Raw genomic sequence first — 18,996 nt, forward strand, 5'->3', positions numbered from 1 at the left:
TATGTTTGAGTTAGTGTGCACTATGAATCACATTCGTAGAGGAACTTAAGGGAGGGCGAGGAGCATTCCACTAGTAGTTCGGGCTACCCTTAATGCAACCGGCGCGATTACCTTCACCGGTAATACGCTAGGGCTAAGCCGTTCCACGGTAGAAGGGGTTCCCGGTACCCAAGACAGTATCGGCGCATTCGTCACGACCAATACAGCAGTTCGGTTCGGTACCTATCCCTTCGGAACGACCAACAACTATCTGCTCAACAACTCATCTGCTATTCTTGTGCTGCCGGCAGGCAGCACCGTGCTGTATGCGGAAGTGATCTGGGGCGGTACCTATATTGTACCCGGCGTCAATCTATCTGCAGCGATCAACAATCCCGTTACACTCACATTGCCGAATGCGACCAACGTCAGCGTCACACCGGATCCCGCGACTGCGAATACATTCGATCTCGGCGGCGGCGCCTTCGGTTATACGCGATCAGCTAACGTAACCTCGCAAATCTCGACAGGCGGTGCCGGCACTTACACGGTAGGGGCTGTTGTCGGGACCATTACGGTAACGGACCCGACAGCCAACCATGCAGGCTGGACACTGGCCGTTATTTATCAGAATCCGACGCTGCCCTTTAGAAACATGTCACTGCGTGTTGGAGCCGTACTTGTTCAATCCGGCTCTGCCCCGGTTGTTACGACCATAACCGGATTCGCCACGCCCGTCTCCGGGGCGCTCGGCGGCAGAGCACTATTCAGCGCCCAGGAAGGCGATGCGAATCGCACAGGCGACCAGGCGCTATTCGGTCCGACAACAGGCACACAGGTTGCTCTCTCCGGAACAAACAATTTCGCCAACAACTTCTTCGCTTCGCAGATCAACGACGATACCGGTGCGCTCAATACGACCGGAACATTCGGAACGCGGAACCAAATTAATGGAGCACCTGGTTCGAATATCGTAGGAGGACGACAAGGCTGGGATATCACGAACGTCAATGTGTCGGCCAACTTAGTCAACAACCAATCTTCAGCCGTATTGACGCTAACCACCTCAGGGGATGCCTATGTCGTCAATGCCAATGCCTTACAGATCAACATCAATGCGCCGATCATCTCCACGACCAAGAGCGCTAACGTTCCCGGAACCGTCATTGGCGATACGATTACGTATACCGTCACAGTCAGTAATACAGGTAATGCGAACGCAGCAAGCGTTGTCGTGTCAGACGCGATTCCGGCCGGTTCCACTTTTGTAGCCGGCAGCGTCGTCGTAGCGGGCGTTGCCAAACCGACCTTCGATATCATTGCCGGCGTGCCGATCGGTTCCCTTGCCCTGAACAGCTCCGTAACCATTACATACAAGGCCAAGGTTACATCGCTGCCCAATCCGCCTGCACTTCCAAACGTCGCCAAAGCCGCTTTCACCTTCCAGAGTGTCGCCGGCGGAGACGTTATTAGTGGTGTCATCCCATCGAATACGGTTTCAACGCCGGTTTATTCACCTGTGCTTACGCTTACCAAAAGCGCGGATACGGCAAACGCAGCAGTAGGCACTACCGTAACGTATTCCGTGCTCATTGCGAACTCCGGCAGTATTGGCGCGACAACCACGTTCTCAGATAATATTCCGGGAAGCACGACATTTGTCCCGAACAGCGTCAAAGTAAACGGGGTCACCCAACCCGGAGCGAATCCGGTTACCGGCGTTCCCATTGGGTTAGTACCAGCCGGCGGATCAACGACGGTGACCTTCCAAGTCGTCGTAAATTCACTGCCGACACCGGTACAGCCGCAGATTTCGAATCAGGCGGGGGCTGCCTATACGTATTCACCTCCTGATGGGAGCGGCAGAACGCTTAGCGGATCAGCCTCCTCGAACACGCTTGTCATTCCGGTTTCCTTGCCGAATGTGAACGTGGTGAAGAGCTCGAACCGTACCGCAACGACCGTCGGCGATACGATTACGTTCTCCACCTTAATTTCCAACAATGGGGTAGCCGCCGTATCCAATGTCGTATTTAGTGATCCGATTCCCGCTGGAACGAGCTTCATCAACGGATCGGTAACCGTTGGCGGCGTCGCATCGCCAAATGCTAATCCTGCTGCAGGTATCTCCATCGGCACCATTGCATCCGGCGCATCCGTAAATGTCGTATTCCAGCTCACTGTCACTTCGCTGCCTTCACCGGCCCAAATTGACAACCGTGCGACGGTATCTTATAGCTCAGGGACATTTAACGGCTCTTCCCTGTCGAACACCATATCCGTTCCCGTCTATCAACCGATCATCACCGCTCTGAAATCAGTAAACTCTACTCGCGCGACGGTAGGCGATACGTTAACGTACACCTTTGCCGTCCAAAACACGGGCAATTACGGAGCGCAGCTCACATTGACCGATACGCTTCCTTCCGGTACAACTTATGTCGCCAATAGTATTACAGTAGACGGTTCTCCAAGGCCGGGTTCGACACCGCAAACCGGTATTCCCGTCGGCTCTGTTCCCGCGGGAAGCACGGTGAATGTCGTGTTTCAAGTACTGCTTAATACCTTGCCTAATCCGCCTACCTTAACTAACTTCGGTACCTATACGTATACCTACACGTTGCCGGACAGTCGGGTGATGAACGGAAGCGGCAGCTCGAACACCGTGTCCATTCCCGCTTCAGCACCTAATGTCAGCATCAGTAAAGGCGCAGATTTCACGGAATCTACGCTTAACGACGAAATTACGTACACCATTGTCGTCTCTAACAACGGCATCGTCCCTGTCAATCAAGTATTCGTATCCGATCCGATTCCGGACGGATCGCAATTTATTGCAGGCAGCGTGACCGTTGGCGGCATTCCGTTTCCAAACGCGGATATTGCTGCGGGTATTCTGATCGGTACACTGGCACCTTCCGCGGTTTCGATCATCAGCTTCCGGGTACGCGTAACGTCACTTACGGCATCTGCTGTCTTATCGAATCGGGCAGCAGTCAACTACACTTCAGGTGCCTTTATGGGAACATCTTTCTCCGATACGGTGAATATACCTGTTTATTCTCCGATACTCGCCGTTTCCAAGAGCGCCAATTCTTCAGCCGCTACACTCGGAGATGCCGTCGTCTACACGCTGCAAATCAACAACAGCGGCAATATCAGCGCGGATGTGACGTTGACGGATAACATCCCGGCAGGGTCGACGTTTGTTGTGAACTCCGTCCTTGTTAATGGGACTCCTCAGCCAGGCGTTAATCCGGTTACAGGCATTCCAAGCGTCATTGTCCCGCCGCTTCAGACCTCAACGGTAACATTTCAAGTATCCGTGGATTCGCTTCCCAGCCCGCAGCAGCTCGTGGATCAAGGGACCGCCGCATACACCTACACGCTTCCAGGCGGACGCGTGGTTAATGGATCGACAAACTCCAATACGGTAACCATTCCCGTATCCGCACCTAATGTATCGGTTGTGCTCAGCACGACTGCTATAGATTTAACTACCGGCGATACCATTCAGTACGCGGCCGTCATTACCAACAACGGGATTACGAACGTCAACAACATGATCTATGTCGGTACGCCAATTCCCGGTACGGCCTTCGTTCCGGGCAGCGTGACCGTAAACGGTATTGCACTTCCCCAGGCGGATGTGACCGCCGGTATTCCGATCGGTTCCTTGGCACCGAGTGCCTTCGCAACCGTGACCTATGAGGTGAAACTAATCATGCCTGTGTCCGATCAAATTGTTAACCAGTCGACAGTAAGCTTCACGTCCGGCAGCTTCTCGAGTACATCATCGTCTAACGTCGTTACTACGCCGATAACGCAGCCGATAATTAATGTGGTTAAATCGTCGGGCATAAGCAATGCCCAAGTAGGCGATACCGTCGTTTACACGATTGCGGTCAGCAATACCGGCAATCTTCCTGCCACCGTAATCGTAACGGATACGATTGCGCCGAATACTTCTTTCGTATCCAACAGCGTCATCGTCGACGGGGTCCCTCAGCCAAGCGCCACGCCTTCCGGAGGGATCAATGCCGGTACGGTTAACGTGAACCAAACCGTCTACATCATGTTCTCTGTCGTGATCGATTCACTCCCGAGTCCGCAGCAGATCGTCAACCAAGCGACAGCAACGTATCAATTTACGCCGCCTGACGGGCGTATCATCACACTAACGAAGCTATCCAATTCGCTGTCCATCTCCGTATCTTCACCGAATGTGACGGCGCTTAAGACTTCGACATCCACTTCTGTCTCCATTGGAGATATCATCCCTTATGTCGTGCTGGTATCCAATAACGGGATATCACCGATTACGAATACCGTATTTATTGATGGCATTCCTAACGGCACTACGTTCGTATCCGGCAGCGTGGCACTCAATGGTGTCCCCGTGCCTAACGCGAATCCGGCGCTCGGTGTAAATGTTGGCACGATTCCACCCGGCGGCTCTGCGACCGTGGCGTTTAACCTGCTCGTCGTTTCTGTGCCGACGCCTGCTCTGATTTCCAACCAAGCTACCGTAACGTATACATCCGGCGCATTCTCCAGCTCTTCCTTCTCCAATGGCGTAGACATCCCGGTCTATCAACCTGTGATCAGTGTTGTGAAGAGCGCCAGCACGACAAACGCATCCGTTGGCCAAACCGTCATCTATACGATGGCTGTTACCAACTCCGGGAACTATGCCGCTACCGTTACGCTGTCAGACCCCACGCTTGCGCCTGAGCTTTCGTTCGTGCCAAACAGCGTCATTGTCGGAGGTTCGCCGCAGGCAGGCGTAGATCCGACTACAGGCATTCCTGTCGGCGTCCTTCAGCCGGGCGCTACAGTAAATGTCACCTTTACTGCGGTGATTACCTCGTTGCCTCCATCGCAGCAATTGTCCAACCAAGCGACTGCTGCATATAGCTACACGCTGCCAGACACCCGCACGCTTAACGGTTCTTCCTTGTCCAACACACTGACTTATCCGGTCTCCTCTCCGGATGTGGACGTCGTGAAGAGCGCCTTGCAGACTGCCCTTACGGTTGGCGATATTCAGACGTACAGTATTCTAGTGACCAATAGCGGGATTTCCACAGTCGATAATATTATCTTCGCTGACCCGATCCCGGCAGGTACCTCCTTCTTATCAGGGAGCGTCACCATTGATGGGGTCCCGCGGCCAAATGCGAATCCAGCGGCAGGCTTCACACTCGATCCGATTCTGGCCGGCGCTTCGGTCACCGTAGCTTTCAGCGTAACCGTTACTTCTGTTCCAGAAGGCGAACTTGTCAGCAATCGTTCATCGGTAAGCTTCACCTCTGGCGTATTCTCGGCAGTTACGTTCTCCAATACGGTAACTACGCCGGTTTATCAGCCTGTCATTACCCTTGTTAAAACAGCTAACACCGCATTGGCCAGTGTCGGAAGCACGATCGTATATCGGGTTAACGTAACGAACAGCGGCAATTATCCGACTACCGTCACCATTACGGATCCTACGCCTGCAGGTACTTCTCTGGTACCGAACAGCGTCATTGTAAGCGGAGCACCGCAAGCCGGTGCAGATCCGGCAGCAGGCTACAGTATCGGCGTTGTAGCACCAGGGGCAACGGTGCAAACCACCTTCGAATATACCATCAACACCTTGCCGCCGGGACAGCAATTAACGAATCAGGCAACAGCCAGCTATGCTTTTACATTGCCGGATACAAGATCGTTCATTCGTTCCGCATCGTCCAATACGCTTAACATTCCGGTCACATCGCCTAACATCAGCATCGTGAAGAGCACACTGGCAACGGATGCTATTCTCGGCGATGTCATCACGTATTCGAACGTTGTCACGAATACAGGCATCGCGAATTTGAACAGTGCCGTTCTCTCCGATCCGATACCAGCCGGCACGACCTTCGTGCCTGGTTCGGTAGCCGTAAACGGCGTACCGTTTCCGAATGCCAATCCGGCATCGGGTATCACGCTTGGCGTCATTACTCCGTCAACTTCCGTTACCGTTACCTTCGACATTACGGTAACTACGCTTCCTGTCAGCGGTCAGCTTATCAATCAATCTACGGTGTCCTTTACATCAGGCGTCTTCTCCGGCACAGGTTTGTCGAATATCTTGACGACACCGGTCTACAATCCGATTATGTCTGTCTTGAAGAGCGCAAGTACGGCGAATGCTACTGTCGGCGATACCATTACCTACTCCTTGCTCATATCGAATACCGGCAATCTTGAAGCTACCGTTATCTTGTACGATACCATTCCAACCGGTGCCGAATTTATCCCGAACAGCGTAGCGATCGGCGGCGTTCCTCAGCCAGGTGCCGATCCCGTTACAGGCATCAATATCGGGGTCGTACCTGCCGGTGCATCCGTTCACGTGCTTGTCACCTTGCAGGTTACGGTCGAGGCGCTTCCTTCTCCGCAGCAGCTTGCTAACCAAGCGACGGCCGCCTATACCTTCTCGCCGCCGGATGGCCGTGTTATCAATGCAACTGTCAATTCGAATATCGTCATCATTCCGGTTTCCTCACCGGATGTGTCCGTCGTGAAGAGCAGCAACGCGATCGATGCGGTAGTGGGCGATACGATTACGTATACGATCACGGTTACGAATAATGGTCTGTCGCCGGTTAACAATGTCACGCTCGTTGACCCGCTTCCGCCTAGTGCAAGCTTCATCGCAGGAACAGTCACGATCAATGGCGTACCGATGCCGGCTGATAGCCCGAATACAGGTATCCATGTCGGAACAATCGCGGTCGGCGCGGTTTCAACCGTACAATTCCAGGTGCTGGTGGTATGATGGCAGCTCCGGACCCGCCGCAGACGATTCGCAACCAGTCCGTCGTGTCCTTCTCTTCTGCCGGCTCAACGAGCTTCTCGTACTCGAATATCGTCAATACCGCTGTGAATGGTCCGGTCATCGCAGTCGTATTGTCGACCACCTCGACGCAAGCGGGTTTGACCCTGCCGGTTACGTATCAGATTACGGTCAGCAATAGCGGGAATCGCTCCGCCAATGTAACGGTCGTTGATGTCTTGCCGCCGGGTACCGTGTTTGTTGCGAACAGCGTCATCGTGAATGGTTCTCCTGTCCCCGGCGTTACACCGGATGGCGGTATTCCGATTGGAGATGTTGCGCCTGGCAGTACGGTTACGATATATTTTCAACTGCTGCTAGTGTCCGCCCCGCCTTCCGGTCAGCTAGATAATCAAGCGACGGCCAATTATTATTTTGTAACGACGGATGGTCGTACGATTACGGGTTCGGAAACCTCGAATATCGTGAGCCTGCCCGTTACCGTGCAGCAGGTGAGTCTGCTTAAAGGCGTGAATACGGCTTATACGTACACCGGCGATATGCTGGTCTACACCGTCATCGCAGCGAATGAAGGAACCGAGCCGATGCGGCAGTGCGTGCTCTATGACGCGCTGCCGCAAGGAACGCTGTTTGTTCAGGGGAGCGTCACCATTAATGGCGTTCGCTCTCCATCGGCTTCGCCTATTGCCGGTATTATGCTTGGACTCATTCAGCCAGGTATATCCGTCACGGTGACATTCAGTGCCATAGTCTTGGATGTTCCCGTCCACACGCAATTATCCAATAGTGCCGAGTTGAGGTTTCAATTCGGCACTTTCGATCAATCCGTTAGTTCCAACACGGTTTCTTCGCTTGTGTCTGGTCCTGCACTGGCGGTCAATAAATCCGCAAGTCTATCGCAAGCTACCGTGGGACAGTCCATTCGCTACACGATTACCATCTATAACAGCGGCACAACCGGGGCCGAGGTGACCGTGCGCGATGCGATCCCTGCCGGCGCCCTCTTCACCCAAGGCAGCGCAGAAGTTAACGGTCGTCCGCTGCCCGGTGCGAATCCGGATGCCGGGATTCAGCTAGGTTTTCTGCAGCCAGGTTTGCAATATGTCCTTTCCTTCCTGGTTACCGTTACGCGCTCTGGCAATCAATCGGAGCTCATCAACAGGGCGACCGTCGAATACGCTTTCCGTCTCCCAAGCGGGGTTCTCGTTACAGATGCGGTCACAACCAATGATGTCGTTACTTCCGTTGTAGTGCCGATTATTCGAGCGGAACTGAGTGCAGCGCCGCCGATCGTCGGACCAGGCGAGTATATCGCGGTTTCCGTTGCCATCACGAATACGGGCAATTATGCCGCCGCAGTAACGCTGTTCGCACTCATTCCGGATGAAACAAGCATCGAAATCGCGAGTATCCGAATCAATGGGGTCGAGGTTCCGTTCACGCCCGGAGAAGGGCTGCCGATTGGCATATTGGCACTAAATCAGACGATTATCGTCACGTATCGCCTGCGCGTGTCTGCTCACCCGCTCCAGAATCGCCTGCGCTTCCGTGTGCTCGCGCAATTTAGTTACGAAGTAAATGGCGAATTGTTCACCAACTCCGTTTATTCCAACGAGGTCACGATTGTGATTGAAACCCATGAGGAGTAACTCGCTGAGCGGCGAGGAACGCCGGAAATGGAAATAAAGGCTCTCTGCTCATTCGAAATCTGAGCGGAGAGCCTTTTTGTCGTTAAGCGCGGTATACGTAGGGGTCCTTCGGTTTCGGGATCGTCTTCCATTCGGTCACTTTCAGCATCGGAATCGTCTGCTTGAATGGCTGATAGAACGACGATGACAAGGTTCCCGTCACACGAACCCATTCATCGTTATGGAAGTCGGAAGTCGTTGACGGAAAATCGACGAGCATGCCGAACACGCCTGAATCCGCCACGCAATGAATGAACCCGAAACGAAATACAAAATAATGTTTCGCTTCCGTCTGCTCCCCCGCATAGACGAATCCGTCAAAGCTGACTTTCCGGCCGATAAACGCATCCGGGAAGTTATAAATGGCCTCTAGTCCCTTCAAGTAATTGGTATCCGACAGGCCAACCTCCTTCATAGGCAGAAACTCCTGAAGCTCTTGGCGCGATACTTTCGCATAGCCTTGTTTGCCATAGAACACGCTGGAGTCTGGTTTTAGAAACTGGTGAAAGCCCGGATTATCCGCAGAAGCGTCGAAATTGGGGAACGAGAAGCCCTTGGCCTTAACGAAGCTGGAATCCAGCGTCTGAACGGGCAAGAAGAAGCCGGTGAGCAGCGGGAAAATCAATATACTGTACGAGACAATTCGCTTCCAGCGAATGGGCTGTTCATGCGTGTGGCCGAAATGATCATGATGCGCATGATGTTCATGTTCATGTTTATGGTTATGGTCGTGGTGCTCATGGTGTTCGTTGTGTTCATGGTGAACATCAAGGTCGTGTCGCGCGTTCCTTTTCCGTTCGTCCCTTTCCTTCCTGTACAGCCGCACGAATTCGAATAGAAACAAAATAATCAACATGACGATCGCGCTTTGAGTCAAATACGCGTATTTCAGGTTAATGTATTTATTTAAATTGCCGCCTAGGTGCATCATAATAAACAAACATGCGAAACCAGCAAGCACATAGAGACGAATCATCCCATCAACCTCCCCACGAGCAATGACGAAGCCAGTGTGCATGCCGCCACCAGTGCAATGAGTACAAGCACAAATTTCCCGCGGAAAACAGCCAGCAGCATCAGCGTGTTCTTAATGTCTATCATCGGTCCGAAGACGAGAAACGCAGATAATGAACCGACGGAGAACGTACTGCGAAATGAGGAAGCAATGAAAGCGTCAGCTTCCGAGCACAGCGACATAATAAAAGCTAATCCAATCATCACCAATGAAGCTGTAATTGGCGTGCTGCCGATATGCATGAGCGTCGACGTTGGTATGAACGTCTGCATCGATGCTGCGATAAATGCCCCGAGCACCAAATACTTGCCGACGGAGAAGAACTCGTCAATGGCGTGCTGCATCACTTCATATAACCGTGAGCGCAGCGGCAGTCGAATTGGCTCAGCAGACATGGATTCAGCACCTGCTGCGATTTCACCATCCGCTCCTTTCATCCCCCTGAGCGGCAGCTTCGGATAAAGGTACGAAATGACGATTGCCGTAACGTAGGCGACGACGATTGCCATCCCCCCACGAATCAGTACCATCGTCCAGTTGTTGCCGAATGCGATGTAGGTCGCAAACAATACGATTGGATTGATGATTGGACCTGTTAGCATGAACGCGATGCCCGCGTGCAGCGGTACACCTTTGCGAATTAATCGCCTCGTGATCGGCACGATGCCGCATTCACATGCCGGGAAGAACAGTCCCACGCCGCAGCCGAATAAGGAAGCCAAGTAACGGTTGCGCGGAAGGATGGCTGCGATCCAGCGTTCAGACAGAAATGTCTGGATCAGACCGGAAATGATCACGCCGAGCAGGATAAAAGGAATCGCTTCCATGATCATGCTTAGAAAGATCGTATTGAGTTGTAGAAAAGTAACCACAGGCACCTCCTGCTATGTACCGAACGATCGGTTATTCGGACTCCATTATCTATCAATCCGGCTGAAAATGCTAGATTAACGATCAAATCGGCGACTTTCAACTACGCGAGACAGCCCGGCCCTATTCTGATACAATGAAGGACGACAACAATGCGGCGGAGGTTTCATCATTGGACTATATTATTTTGGATATCGAGTTTAACGGGCGCAAATTCGCAAGCGAATTGCCGATGGAGGTTATCGAAATCGGAGCGGTCAGATTGAATGCGGAATTGCAGCCGGTTGCTGAATTCTCCGCTTTGGTCAAGCCGGTCTATTTTGCCAAACTGAACGAATTCATTAAGAAGAAAACCGGTATTCCGCAAGAAGGCATCGATGCGGCAGAAGGCTTCCCGGACGTCATTCATGATTTTATGAACTGGCTTGGCTCGAATGAGAACTTCCTGTTCGTCACTTGGGGCGGCGAAGATATGAAACGGATCGTGTTCGATACGCGCATGCATAACATAGACGATGCGTATTGGCTTGCGGTCAATTATTTCGATTTGTTGAAAGGCTACATTCGTTACAAGGATGTCACGAATGACGTAAGCGTCGAAACGGCCCTGAATGAACTTGGACTTGGCGGCGAAGAGAACAATGCCCATCGCGCGCTAGAGGATGCGCGGATGACGGCGGATATCTTCCGAGCGGTGTTTGAACATATGGATTTCGAGCGGATTCAGCAGTTCAAGGACGTCTATTCCAACGCGAAGGAACGCAAGATCGTCAAGAACGCGATCCGTATCATTGCCTCCCAGAACGTAACGCCGACCTGGGCGATGATCGTAGAACATGTACTCAGCGGCAAGGTTACACTTGAGGACCCGCGTAAAGTCGCCGAGCTTCAAACTTATTTCGATGCCGAGATGGCCAAAGGACCACGCCGAATTCGCAGCGCCAATAAACCGGAAACGAGCGAGTCCGGCAGCAGCGAAACCACAACGTAAGGCTAAGAGACACAACAAAAAAAGCTTGGTGCACGCATGCCTAACAGCTGCGCTGCTCACCAAGCTTTTTCTTATTCGTACGAATCATGGCACATTCCCCTTCTTGCCCGGCGCTACATCAAACTAGAAGCTGCAAGCGCCAGTTCCCTGGCTACCCGCTCCCAGATTACGTCGATCATGACGACCAGGTTAGAGCCTCGCTCGGGGTGAATGTAAGGCGCTTCTTTGCGAAAATAATGTTGATGCCCCCCGATTAACGGAAGTGGAATAATATGTTTCGGAGCATATTTCGCACGATTCCAGTACCACATGCCATACCGGTTTCGGCTAATGCCGCCCCAACTGCCCAGCCGCGTTATTAAATCGGCACACGCACCTTTCTCGTTTACCGCCACGACATAATGTACTTTACTGATGTAGTCCGCTGCAATCGGCATCTTAGGCGAGCCAACCTGCACAACTCTCCAATCCGGAATTACGCCTTCCTTATGCAGCATGACAGCTGCTTGATAAGCCGCAACGCCTCCTCCGCTATGCCCAATGAACAGCACGGGCTTGCCTGCGGATTGCTTGCGCACCTGACCCGCGACCGCGCGAGCGCCAAACTGAACGGCACGCCGAAACCGGTACAGATCCTTGCGCACCTTCAACAGTTGTTGGAAGAAATTGTGCGTGTGATCGCCATACGGGAATAACTCCCTGATGCTCGAAGCTTTGCCTGCTTCCGCATATCGATGCTGCAGTTCCTTCACGCATTCCGCAAAAATAGTCCGACTCGAGCCCACGCCCGCCAATAAGTAGACATCCCAATCCAAGGTAACATCTGCCTGCATGCTGTTGTCACCGCCCTGTTGTGTTGGCCGATTAAGTTAGTGCGACCGTCAGCACTTAGTATGCGGCGGTGAATACGTTGTCATTCACTGCTGCAAACGTTAAGATATTATATTCGAAACCTGCGCTATCGTTTCTCATTTTCAAACAATTGAAGCACATGTCCGGTGGCTGCTTGACTATAAAAAAGAGTTATGCGGCAGCCATAGCATGCCAGCATAACTCAAGAACCTGATTATCGTGTATTTAATTGTTTCCTCTGGGCAAGCAGCAGCTTATACTCAGCATCGAGCTCCGTATAGCGGCTGTCGGTGGGCTTCAGTAAACTGAATTCGCCAAGCAGAAAGGCGATTCGGTTTGCAATCACCATCTTCTCTTCCTCCAGCTGCTGCTTGGCATCTTGATTCTCCGATTCTGCAGCCTGTGAAGCTTGCGGCTTCTCCCGAAATGACTCATATCCGGATTCAATGCGGCGGATTCCACCATCTTGGAAGACAAGCAGCTTCGTGCAAATTTTATCGATTAAATATCGGTCATGAGAGACGACAATGAGCGTGCCGCGATAGTCGGACAGCGTTGCTTCCAGCTGTTCGCGGCTAGTCAAATCCAGATGATTGGTCGGCTCATCCAGAATCAGCAGATCCTGTTCACGCATCATGAGCTGCGACAGCTTGATACGCGTCCGCTCCCCGAGACTTAACTGCGCGATCGGCTTCTGCAGCATAGAGGCATCAAAACCCATATTGGCCAGCATCGTCCGCGCTTTCCCGACATCGCTGCGAATTTCATGGCTGTCTTGCAGCAGCTCAAGGACGGTGCGCCTTTGATCCAGGTCCGTCACGTCCTGCGTTAGATAAGCAACCTTTGCAGTCGGACTGATCCACAGCTGGCCGGTATCCACTGCTTTCTGACCGAGCAGCATTTGGATGAGAGTCGTCTTCCCGCTGCCGTTAGGTCCAAGCAAACCAACTCTCTCTCCCCGCTGCAGATAGAACGAGCTATCCGCAAACAGCGATCTGCCGCCGTATGATTTGCCGATCCGCTGCGCTTCCACGAGGCGGCGGCCGCGTTTCTCCGGCTGATCCCAGCCGAATGATACTTTGGCTTCCTCTACCGGCTTCTTCACACCTTCCAGATCGATCTTCTCCAGTCGATGTAACCGTGACTTGATCTGCTTATCCATCGCTTTGGCCTTGCTGCGATAAAATTCTTTCACACCTGTGCGCATTTCAGCCATTTTCCCGACCTTGCCGGCTTCCCGGTGCGCTTTGTCCGACCAGTTCTTCAGCCGCGTGATTTCCGCTTCAATCTTCTGTTCGTATTTCTGCTGCTCTTCAAATTGATGCAGCTGGCTTTGGAAGCGGCGGGCTTTCTCCTCCCGATAGAACGTATAATTGCCGGGAAAGGATGTCGAAACGCCATCTTGCAGCTCAATAATTCGATCCACGGTCTGGTCGAGGAAATACCGGTCATGCGAAATGACAATCGTCGTACCGCTATACCTTCTCAGTTCCTGAACAAGCCAATCAACGCCGTCAAAATCCAAGTGATTCGTCGGTTCATCAAGCAGCAGGATATCCGGCTTGGAAGCCCAAATATGCGCGATGGCAAGCTTTGTCTTCTCGCCCCCGCTTAGTCCGGCAAGACGCTCGCCGTCCCATTCCTTCACCTTCTGCAAGCCCAAGTGACTTGCCGTTTGCAGGAATTGCTCGGTTTCGCGCGACTCGGCTGCTGGGTCCATCATCTCGCTGAATGTGCTGACCGTATACGAGGTCGATTGCAGCAAATACCCGATGCGCAGCTGATCCTTATGAAACGTCAGCTTCCCTTCATCTGGCTGTATGCTGCCGAAGATCATATTAGCCAATGTTGTTTTACCTGCGCCATTCATCCCGACCAAGCCGACTCGTTCTCGGTTTGCCAGATCGGCGTCTACTTTCACGAGCACGTTCGTATCGCCGAAGCTCTTCTTAATTCCGCGTAAAGTTAATAATGTCATACCAATCACCACTTTGAGTTTAGTTGAACAACTGACATGGGCGATGATTGTCGAAGACAACAAAAAAACCGCAGGGCACGCCTGCGGCTAAGGATATACGGATATAGAGATAGCGTGAACATACCTTGAACAAACACCAAAGAATGGCATCTGTTCAGGCAGCAGGAGTCGTCTCCTATAGACACACGTAACCTATTCCGCTCCGCGCACAGGCTGAGCTCATCTCTTATCGTCATTTTCGAAAATCATGATCGACAGAAAATTAGGTCCACATGATGTCTAATTGGATACCTCCTACAACTTTCAAGATACCCCATTATAGCATGGTGATTTCTAGCTTGCATCCCTCTTGCCAAAATAAATGAAAATTAGCCCGAGAATGCGGTGAAGTTAAAGCTCTCTGGTCCGACACGAACAGTACCGAGTGCAGACGATTGAATCCATACCGAGTATGCCTGATTCGCAATATTAGGAGCATTGAAATCAGAGCCGGAGAACGCTAGTAACTGTGGTCCAATGATACTTAGGTCAAGGTTTTGCGCTGCGGAGAACACATTCGTGTCACCTGCCGTCAACCCTCTTGTAACGAAAATCGTAACCGTAGTCAGAAGCGGAAGAAGCGGCAATTGAACCGCTGCAACGCCGGTAAATTCGACCCGGGTTTGCCCGGCTACGCCTGCAGACAGATTAAGGGTTTGCTGAGCAATCAGGTTAGGCGTGTTGATTATCGTGATCGGAATTGCAATGGAGTTGGCATAACTCGCATTTTGTGATGTTTTCGAATCTAGCAAAATAGCAGCCATAATACATCACCTCCTTTATCTATTCATATGTGAAATAGAAGGAGAAAGTTTGGACATGTGGTCGTGAAATCCAAATAATTCCAAGCGAAGATGAAAAAGCTCCCGTCTACTTGCCAGACAGGAGCTTTCATCATGCTTAGCTTTTGTTATTCCGCCAGTCCATCTTGCTGTTGTTCAGCAGATATTCGAAGTCGTTCTCTTGCCGCTTCTTCTCGGCCGCCCGCGCTTCTTCCTCTTGTTTGCGAATATCCGCCTTGCGCTTCTCTTCCGCATCCTTCATTTCCTGAGCAGCGCCTTTGAGCTTATCCAGCACTTCCGGTCGCAATAGATCTTTCAGCGTCGCAGGCTTCTCCTCCGTGGATTGCCTCTGCTGCTGTTGTTGCTGCGAATGGGAAGCGGGCTTAAACTTGCCTTTCTTGGCCATCGTGATCACCTACCTGCGATCATTATAGCAATTCAGACCGCTGCGTTGCCAGTACTTATCCGAGAGCGGTGCGACTAGTAACGTTCTTCCAGCTTCATCGTCCTCCAAACCACAACGGACACGAGCCAGGCTATGACGAATAGGGCAACCAAGAAATAACCGAGATCCCCCAAATCAAGGCCGCTCACCCATTGCAGAAACGGAGCCTGCAGGTTCAACCTCTCCGTCAAAATCTGCAGCAGCTCCACCATGCCGATCAACAGCGCGGATATGACGGACACACTTGTGACGGTAACGTTATAGAACATTTTGCGAAGCGGGGTATGGAATGCCCAGCGATACGCTTTGGTCATAAACATGCCATCTGCCGTATCCAGAAGACTCATGCCTGAAGCGAACAGCAGCGGTAGAGCAAGAATGCCCAAGATCGACACGGAGCTCTGCGCAGCGCCTGCCGAAATCGCCATTAACCCTACCTCCGTTGCGGTGTCGAAGCCAAGCCCGAACAGAAATCCGAGCGGATACACATGCCAGCTTCGGTTTATGAGACGGAACAACGGTTTGAACAGCCTGGAGAATAATCCACGTGCTTCCAAGAGCTGTTCCAGTTCATTCTGATTGTGATTGCCACTGCGCATACGACGAAACAGCTGAAACAAATTAATGAGGATGAGTAAATTAATAATGCCGATCAGAAGCAGGAAAATTCCCGATACCGATGTGCCGATCAGCTTCCCTGTATGCTGCAAGAACGGCATTTCATTCTGTATCCACTTGACCGATAACGCGATCGCAAGAACCATTAAGAAGACAACCGACGAATGTCCAAGCGAGAAATAAAAACCTACGCCCAGCGGATTGCGTTTCTGTTGCACCAGCTTTCGCACCGTGTTATCGATAGCCGCAATATGATCCACGTCAAACGCGTGACGCATGCCAAGCGTATACGCCAACAATCCGAGACTCCAGAAGCCCGCATCCGCACGAACCGCCACCATTAACCCGATGAAACCTAAGACATGCAGAGCCAAGACGACGATTATGTAGCCTGCCCAAGTTTTGCGCTGTTTCCAAAGATCACGCATTCGTCTTCCCTCCACTTTCTCATGTTAGATAATCTAACAACAGTTTGTGAATTCATTATAAAAGGAACGCTTTGGAAAAGCTATACAAAAAAACGAACAAAAGGAGTGCCCAAACTGTCGCCAGTCCGGATCGCACTCCAATTCGCGTCTTTCTTATTTATGCAGCTTCGCTCCATTTAGAAGCTGTCTGCGTGTCCATTCGTTGGTGACGACCGGGTCTTCGTCTGCTGCAAGACGATCGTATAACCGTTGTCTCAGCTCCGCAACCACTTCACCGTTCGCTGCTTCTCCAATTACATTGGCCAATTCTGCGGGGTCAGACTGCAAATCGTAGAGCTCATCCGTATCTGTTAAATTCCAAATGTATTTCCAAGTCCGAGTTCGGATCATGCGCTGCGTATACAGTCCAAATTGCTGACCGTTGTAGGAGGCCACGATCTCATCCCGCCCGATGAAGTCTTGCGTTGGTCCGCTGCCATTCAACAGGGGGGGGACGATGGATTGACCATGAAACTTAACTGGCGGTTCATCGCCAATTCCCGCAAGTTCCAATACGGTCGGTCCCAAATCCAATAAGTTGTAGACGAAATCTTCAATTGCCGCACCGGATTGCAAGCGGCCCGGCCAAGAAATCATCAGCGGTACGCGCACCACATCATCGTAGAGGACGTAATGCTTATCCATCATTCGATGGGAACCGCACATATCGCCATGATCAGCCGTGAAAATAACGACGGTATTCTCGGCAGCTCCGTTCTGCTCAAGTGCATCAAGTATCCGGCCAATCGCCTCGTCCAGCTGGCTGATAATGCCGTAATATCGGGCAACTACCGGCGCCCAATCGGCCCACGTATAGTTCTCCACTCCCCAGCTAACCAGCTGCTGCTGCTGGATATAGGGTTTTCCCTCGAACGTTTCTCGAAATCCATGCCATTCCGGTATCTCTTCCGGATCATACATGTCAGCAAACCTGCCGGCTGGACGGCATGGCAGATGCGGCTCGGCGAAATGAACAGCCACATGCCAGGGCTCTTCTCCGGTGTTCAGTTGATCGATCGCTTCAATGGCTCGCTCTGCAAACCAATGCGTCTCCGAATCCTCAAGCGGAATCGGATTGGTCTCTCCGAAATAGCCGTTCGTATACGCCAGCTCCGGGTAGCGATTCTTCCGGAATTCTCGGTACTCTGTTTCACTCACATAGGAATCGTAGCCAAATGATGTAGGCTCCTCGCTCGGATTGACGCCCCATTTGCCCAAGAAAGCTGATCGGTAGCCATTCTGCGCAAGAGCCGCGCTCCAAGTATAATGCTCCGGTTGCAAGCTGCCCACCGGCAGAAACGCATTATAATTCCACAACGCGCCAATGGTCTCCGCCCTTCTGCCATGAAGCATCGATTGCCTGGCAGGACAACATACCGGAATATGCGAGTAGGCATGGTGAAACGCCGTGCTTTGCGCAGCAAGGCGATCCAGATTGGGCGTTTGGACGGGGTAGACGCAGCTGTAGCCGACACAATCATAACGCAATTGGTCGGCTGTTATTAACAATATATTAGGAGGGCGCTGTACCATTACGGTTGTTGTCTCCTCTCGGGTTAGCCGCTTACACGATATTGGCTTGGTGAGCAACCTACATGTCTAAGGAATAACCGATTGAAGAAGGATTGATCTTCATAGCCGACCATCGTCGCGATGACAATCACCTTCTCGTCGGATTCCATTAACAGATGTTTGGCGCGTTCAATCCGCACCTCATGAAGCGCTTCGAATACGCTTCGATTGTATTCCTCCTGCATCAACCGATTTAGCTGCCGAATGCTGGAGCTAAACAGATAGGATAAGGATTGTAGTGTAATCTTCTTCTCATAGTTGCGTTCCAGATAGCCATAAATGCGTTTCGCCGTCATTTCGCGCTCCATCTGGCGAGGTGAAGGATGTGCGCGCTGCTGCTGCATCAACGTGTAGTAGCGCGATAACAAGACAAGCAGCTCAATAAGCTGAAGCCGAATTAGCGTGGTGTGTCCGATTGAGCGTCCATTCATCTCGCGCAGCATATTCTCGAGCAGCATCAGTACATGAGCGGCATCCTGCCCATGCAGATTCAGGCGGTGATTGAACCGGACATCCTCTTTCAGGAAGGGATGCACATAGAAATAATCCATCGATCCGGTGATTTCCAGCTCGGCAAGCAGGGCATCCGGGATGAAGGAGGGCATAAACAAGCAGTTGATAATTTCCATCTGCTCGCCTCTCTCCACTTCGTAGGCATGGGTTTCGCCGGGATTGATAATGAACACATCGCCCGCGTGAACGGCATAATGAGTGCCTTCGAAGACATGCATCCCTTTTCCCCGAACGACATACACAAGCTCAACGAATTCATGCCCATGCTCGCGAATCGAGCCTTGAACCGTGCGTGTAATCCAGAAAGGAAATTCGACTTTCATAAACCCGGTGCTGCTTAAGATATCCTTCATACACGCCCTCC

12 protein-coding genes are annotated in these 18,996 nt (G+C 51.9%); 3 read left to right on the forward strand and 9 right to left on the reverse strand.

Features of this window, described 5'->3' with window-relative positions:
* Positions 1 to 298: 298 nt before the first annotated feature.
* Both BLW29_RS01785 and BLW29_RS01790 read left to right on the forward strand, forming a co-directional pair.
* Entirely contained in the window at positions 299 to 6,784 is a 6,486-nt protein-coding gene (locus tag BLW29_RS01785; RefSeq protein ID WP_256208256.1) for a DUF7507 domain-containing protein, read from the forward strand.
* Positions 6,781 to 8,451, forward strand: a complete 1,671-nt coding sequence (locus tag BLW29_RS01790; protein ID WP_090975623.1) for a DUF11 domain-containing protein — start codon at positions 6,781 to 6,783, stop codon at positions 8,449 to 8,451. The genes BLW29_RS01785 and BLW29_RS01790 overlap by 4 nt, the downstream gene beginning before the upstream one ends.
* An 82-nt stretch (positions 8,452 to 8,533) precedes the next feature.
* Here the strand turns inward: BLW29_RS01790 and BLW29_RS01795 are convergent, their stop codons facing one another.
* Together BLW29_RS01795 and BLW29_RS01800 are read right to left on the reverse strand one after the other, a co-directional pair.
* Positions 8,534 to 9,466: a TIGR03943 family putative permease subunit gene (locus BLW29_RS01795; protein WP_090975624.1), complete on the reverse strand. Its 933-nt coding sequence runs from the start codon at positions 9,464 to 9,466 to the stop codon at positions 8,534 to 8,536.
* Positions 9,463 to 10,338: a permease gene (locus tag BLW29_RS01800; protein WP_371264679.1), complete on the reverse strand. Its 876-nt coding sequence runs from the start codon at positions 10,336 to 10,338 to the stop codon at positions 9,463 to 9,465. The genes BLW29_RS01795 and BLW29_RS01800 overlap by 4 nt, the downstream gene beginning before the upstream one ends.
* 209 nt (positions 10,339 to 10,547) lie before the next feature.
* On the opposite strand from BLW29_RS01800, the gene BLW29_RS01805 reads away from it, so the two are divergent.
* Entirely contained in the window at positions 10,548 to 11,366 is an 819-nt protein-coding gene (locus tag BLW29_RS01805; RefSeq protein WP_090975626.1) for a 3'-5' exonuclease, read from the forward strand.
* Between the two features lie 113 nt (positions 11,367 to 11,479).
* On the opposite strand, the gene BLW29_RS01810 is transcribed toward BLW29_RS01805, so the two are convergent.
* From BLW29_RS01810 to BLW29_RS01840, 7 genes are all read right to left on the reverse strand, one after another.
* Complete coding sequence (locus tag BLW29_RS01810) at positions 11,480 to 12,199, reverse strand: alpha/beta hydrolase family protein (protein ID WP_090975627.1); 720 nt, start codon at positions 12,197 to 12,199, stop codon at positions 11,480 to 11,482.
* Between the two features lie 233 nt (positions 12,200 to 12,432).
* The gene (gene abc-f, locus BLW29_RS01815) at positions 12,433 to 14,196 is read right to left on the reverse strand and encodes a ribosomal protection-like ABC-F family protein (RefSeq protein ID WP_090975628.1); all 1,764 of its coding nucleotides are present in this window, start codon (positions 14,194 to 14,196) and stop codon (positions 12,433 to 12,435) included.
* Between the two features lie 368 nt (positions 14,197 to 14,564).
* Complete coding sequence (locus tag BLW29_RS01820) at positions 14,565 to 14,999, reverse strand: hypothetical protein (RefSeq protein WP_090975629.1); 435 nt, start codon at positions 14,997 to 14,999, stop codon at positions 14,565 to 14,567.
* 136 nt (positions 15,000 to 15,135) lie between these two features.
* Positions 15,136 to 15,423 (reverse strand): YqkE family protein, encoded by a 288-nt coding sequence (locus BLW29_RS01825; protein ID WP_090975630.1) that lies wholly within the window; start codon positions 15,421 to 15,423, stop codon positions 15,136 to 15,138.
* 74 nt (positions 15,424 to 15,497) lie between these two features.
* On the reverse strand, positions 15,498 to 16,508 hold the full coding sequence (locus BLW29_RS01830; protein ID WP_090975631.1) for a HoxN/HupN/NixA family nickel/cobalt transporter: 1,011 nt from the start codon (positions 16,506 to 16,508) through the stop codon (positions 15,498 to 15,500).
* A 153-nt stretch (positions 16,509 to 16,661) separates the two neighbouring features.
* Positions 16,662 to 18,080, reverse strand: coding sequence for a sulfatase family protein (locus BLW29_RS01835; RefSeq protein WP_090975632.1), 1,419 nt, complete (start codon positions 18,078 to 18,080; stop codon positions 16,662 to 16,664).
* Positions 18,081 to 18,103: 23 nt separating this feature from the next.
* Positions 18,104 to 18,985, reverse strand: coding sequence for an AraC family transcriptional regulator (locus BLW29_RS01840; RefSeq protein ID WP_090975633.1), 882 nt, complete (start codon positions 18,983 to 18,985; stop codon positions 18,104 to 18,106).
* Positions 18,986 to 18,996 lie beyond the last annotated feature (11 nt).

The sequence above is a fragment of the Paenibacillus sp. CF384 genome (genome assembly GCF_900106745.1).
In the GTDB taxonomy this organism is placed as follows: domain Bacteria; phylum Bacillota; class Bacilli; order Paenibacillales; family Paenibacillaceae; genus Paenibacillus_Z.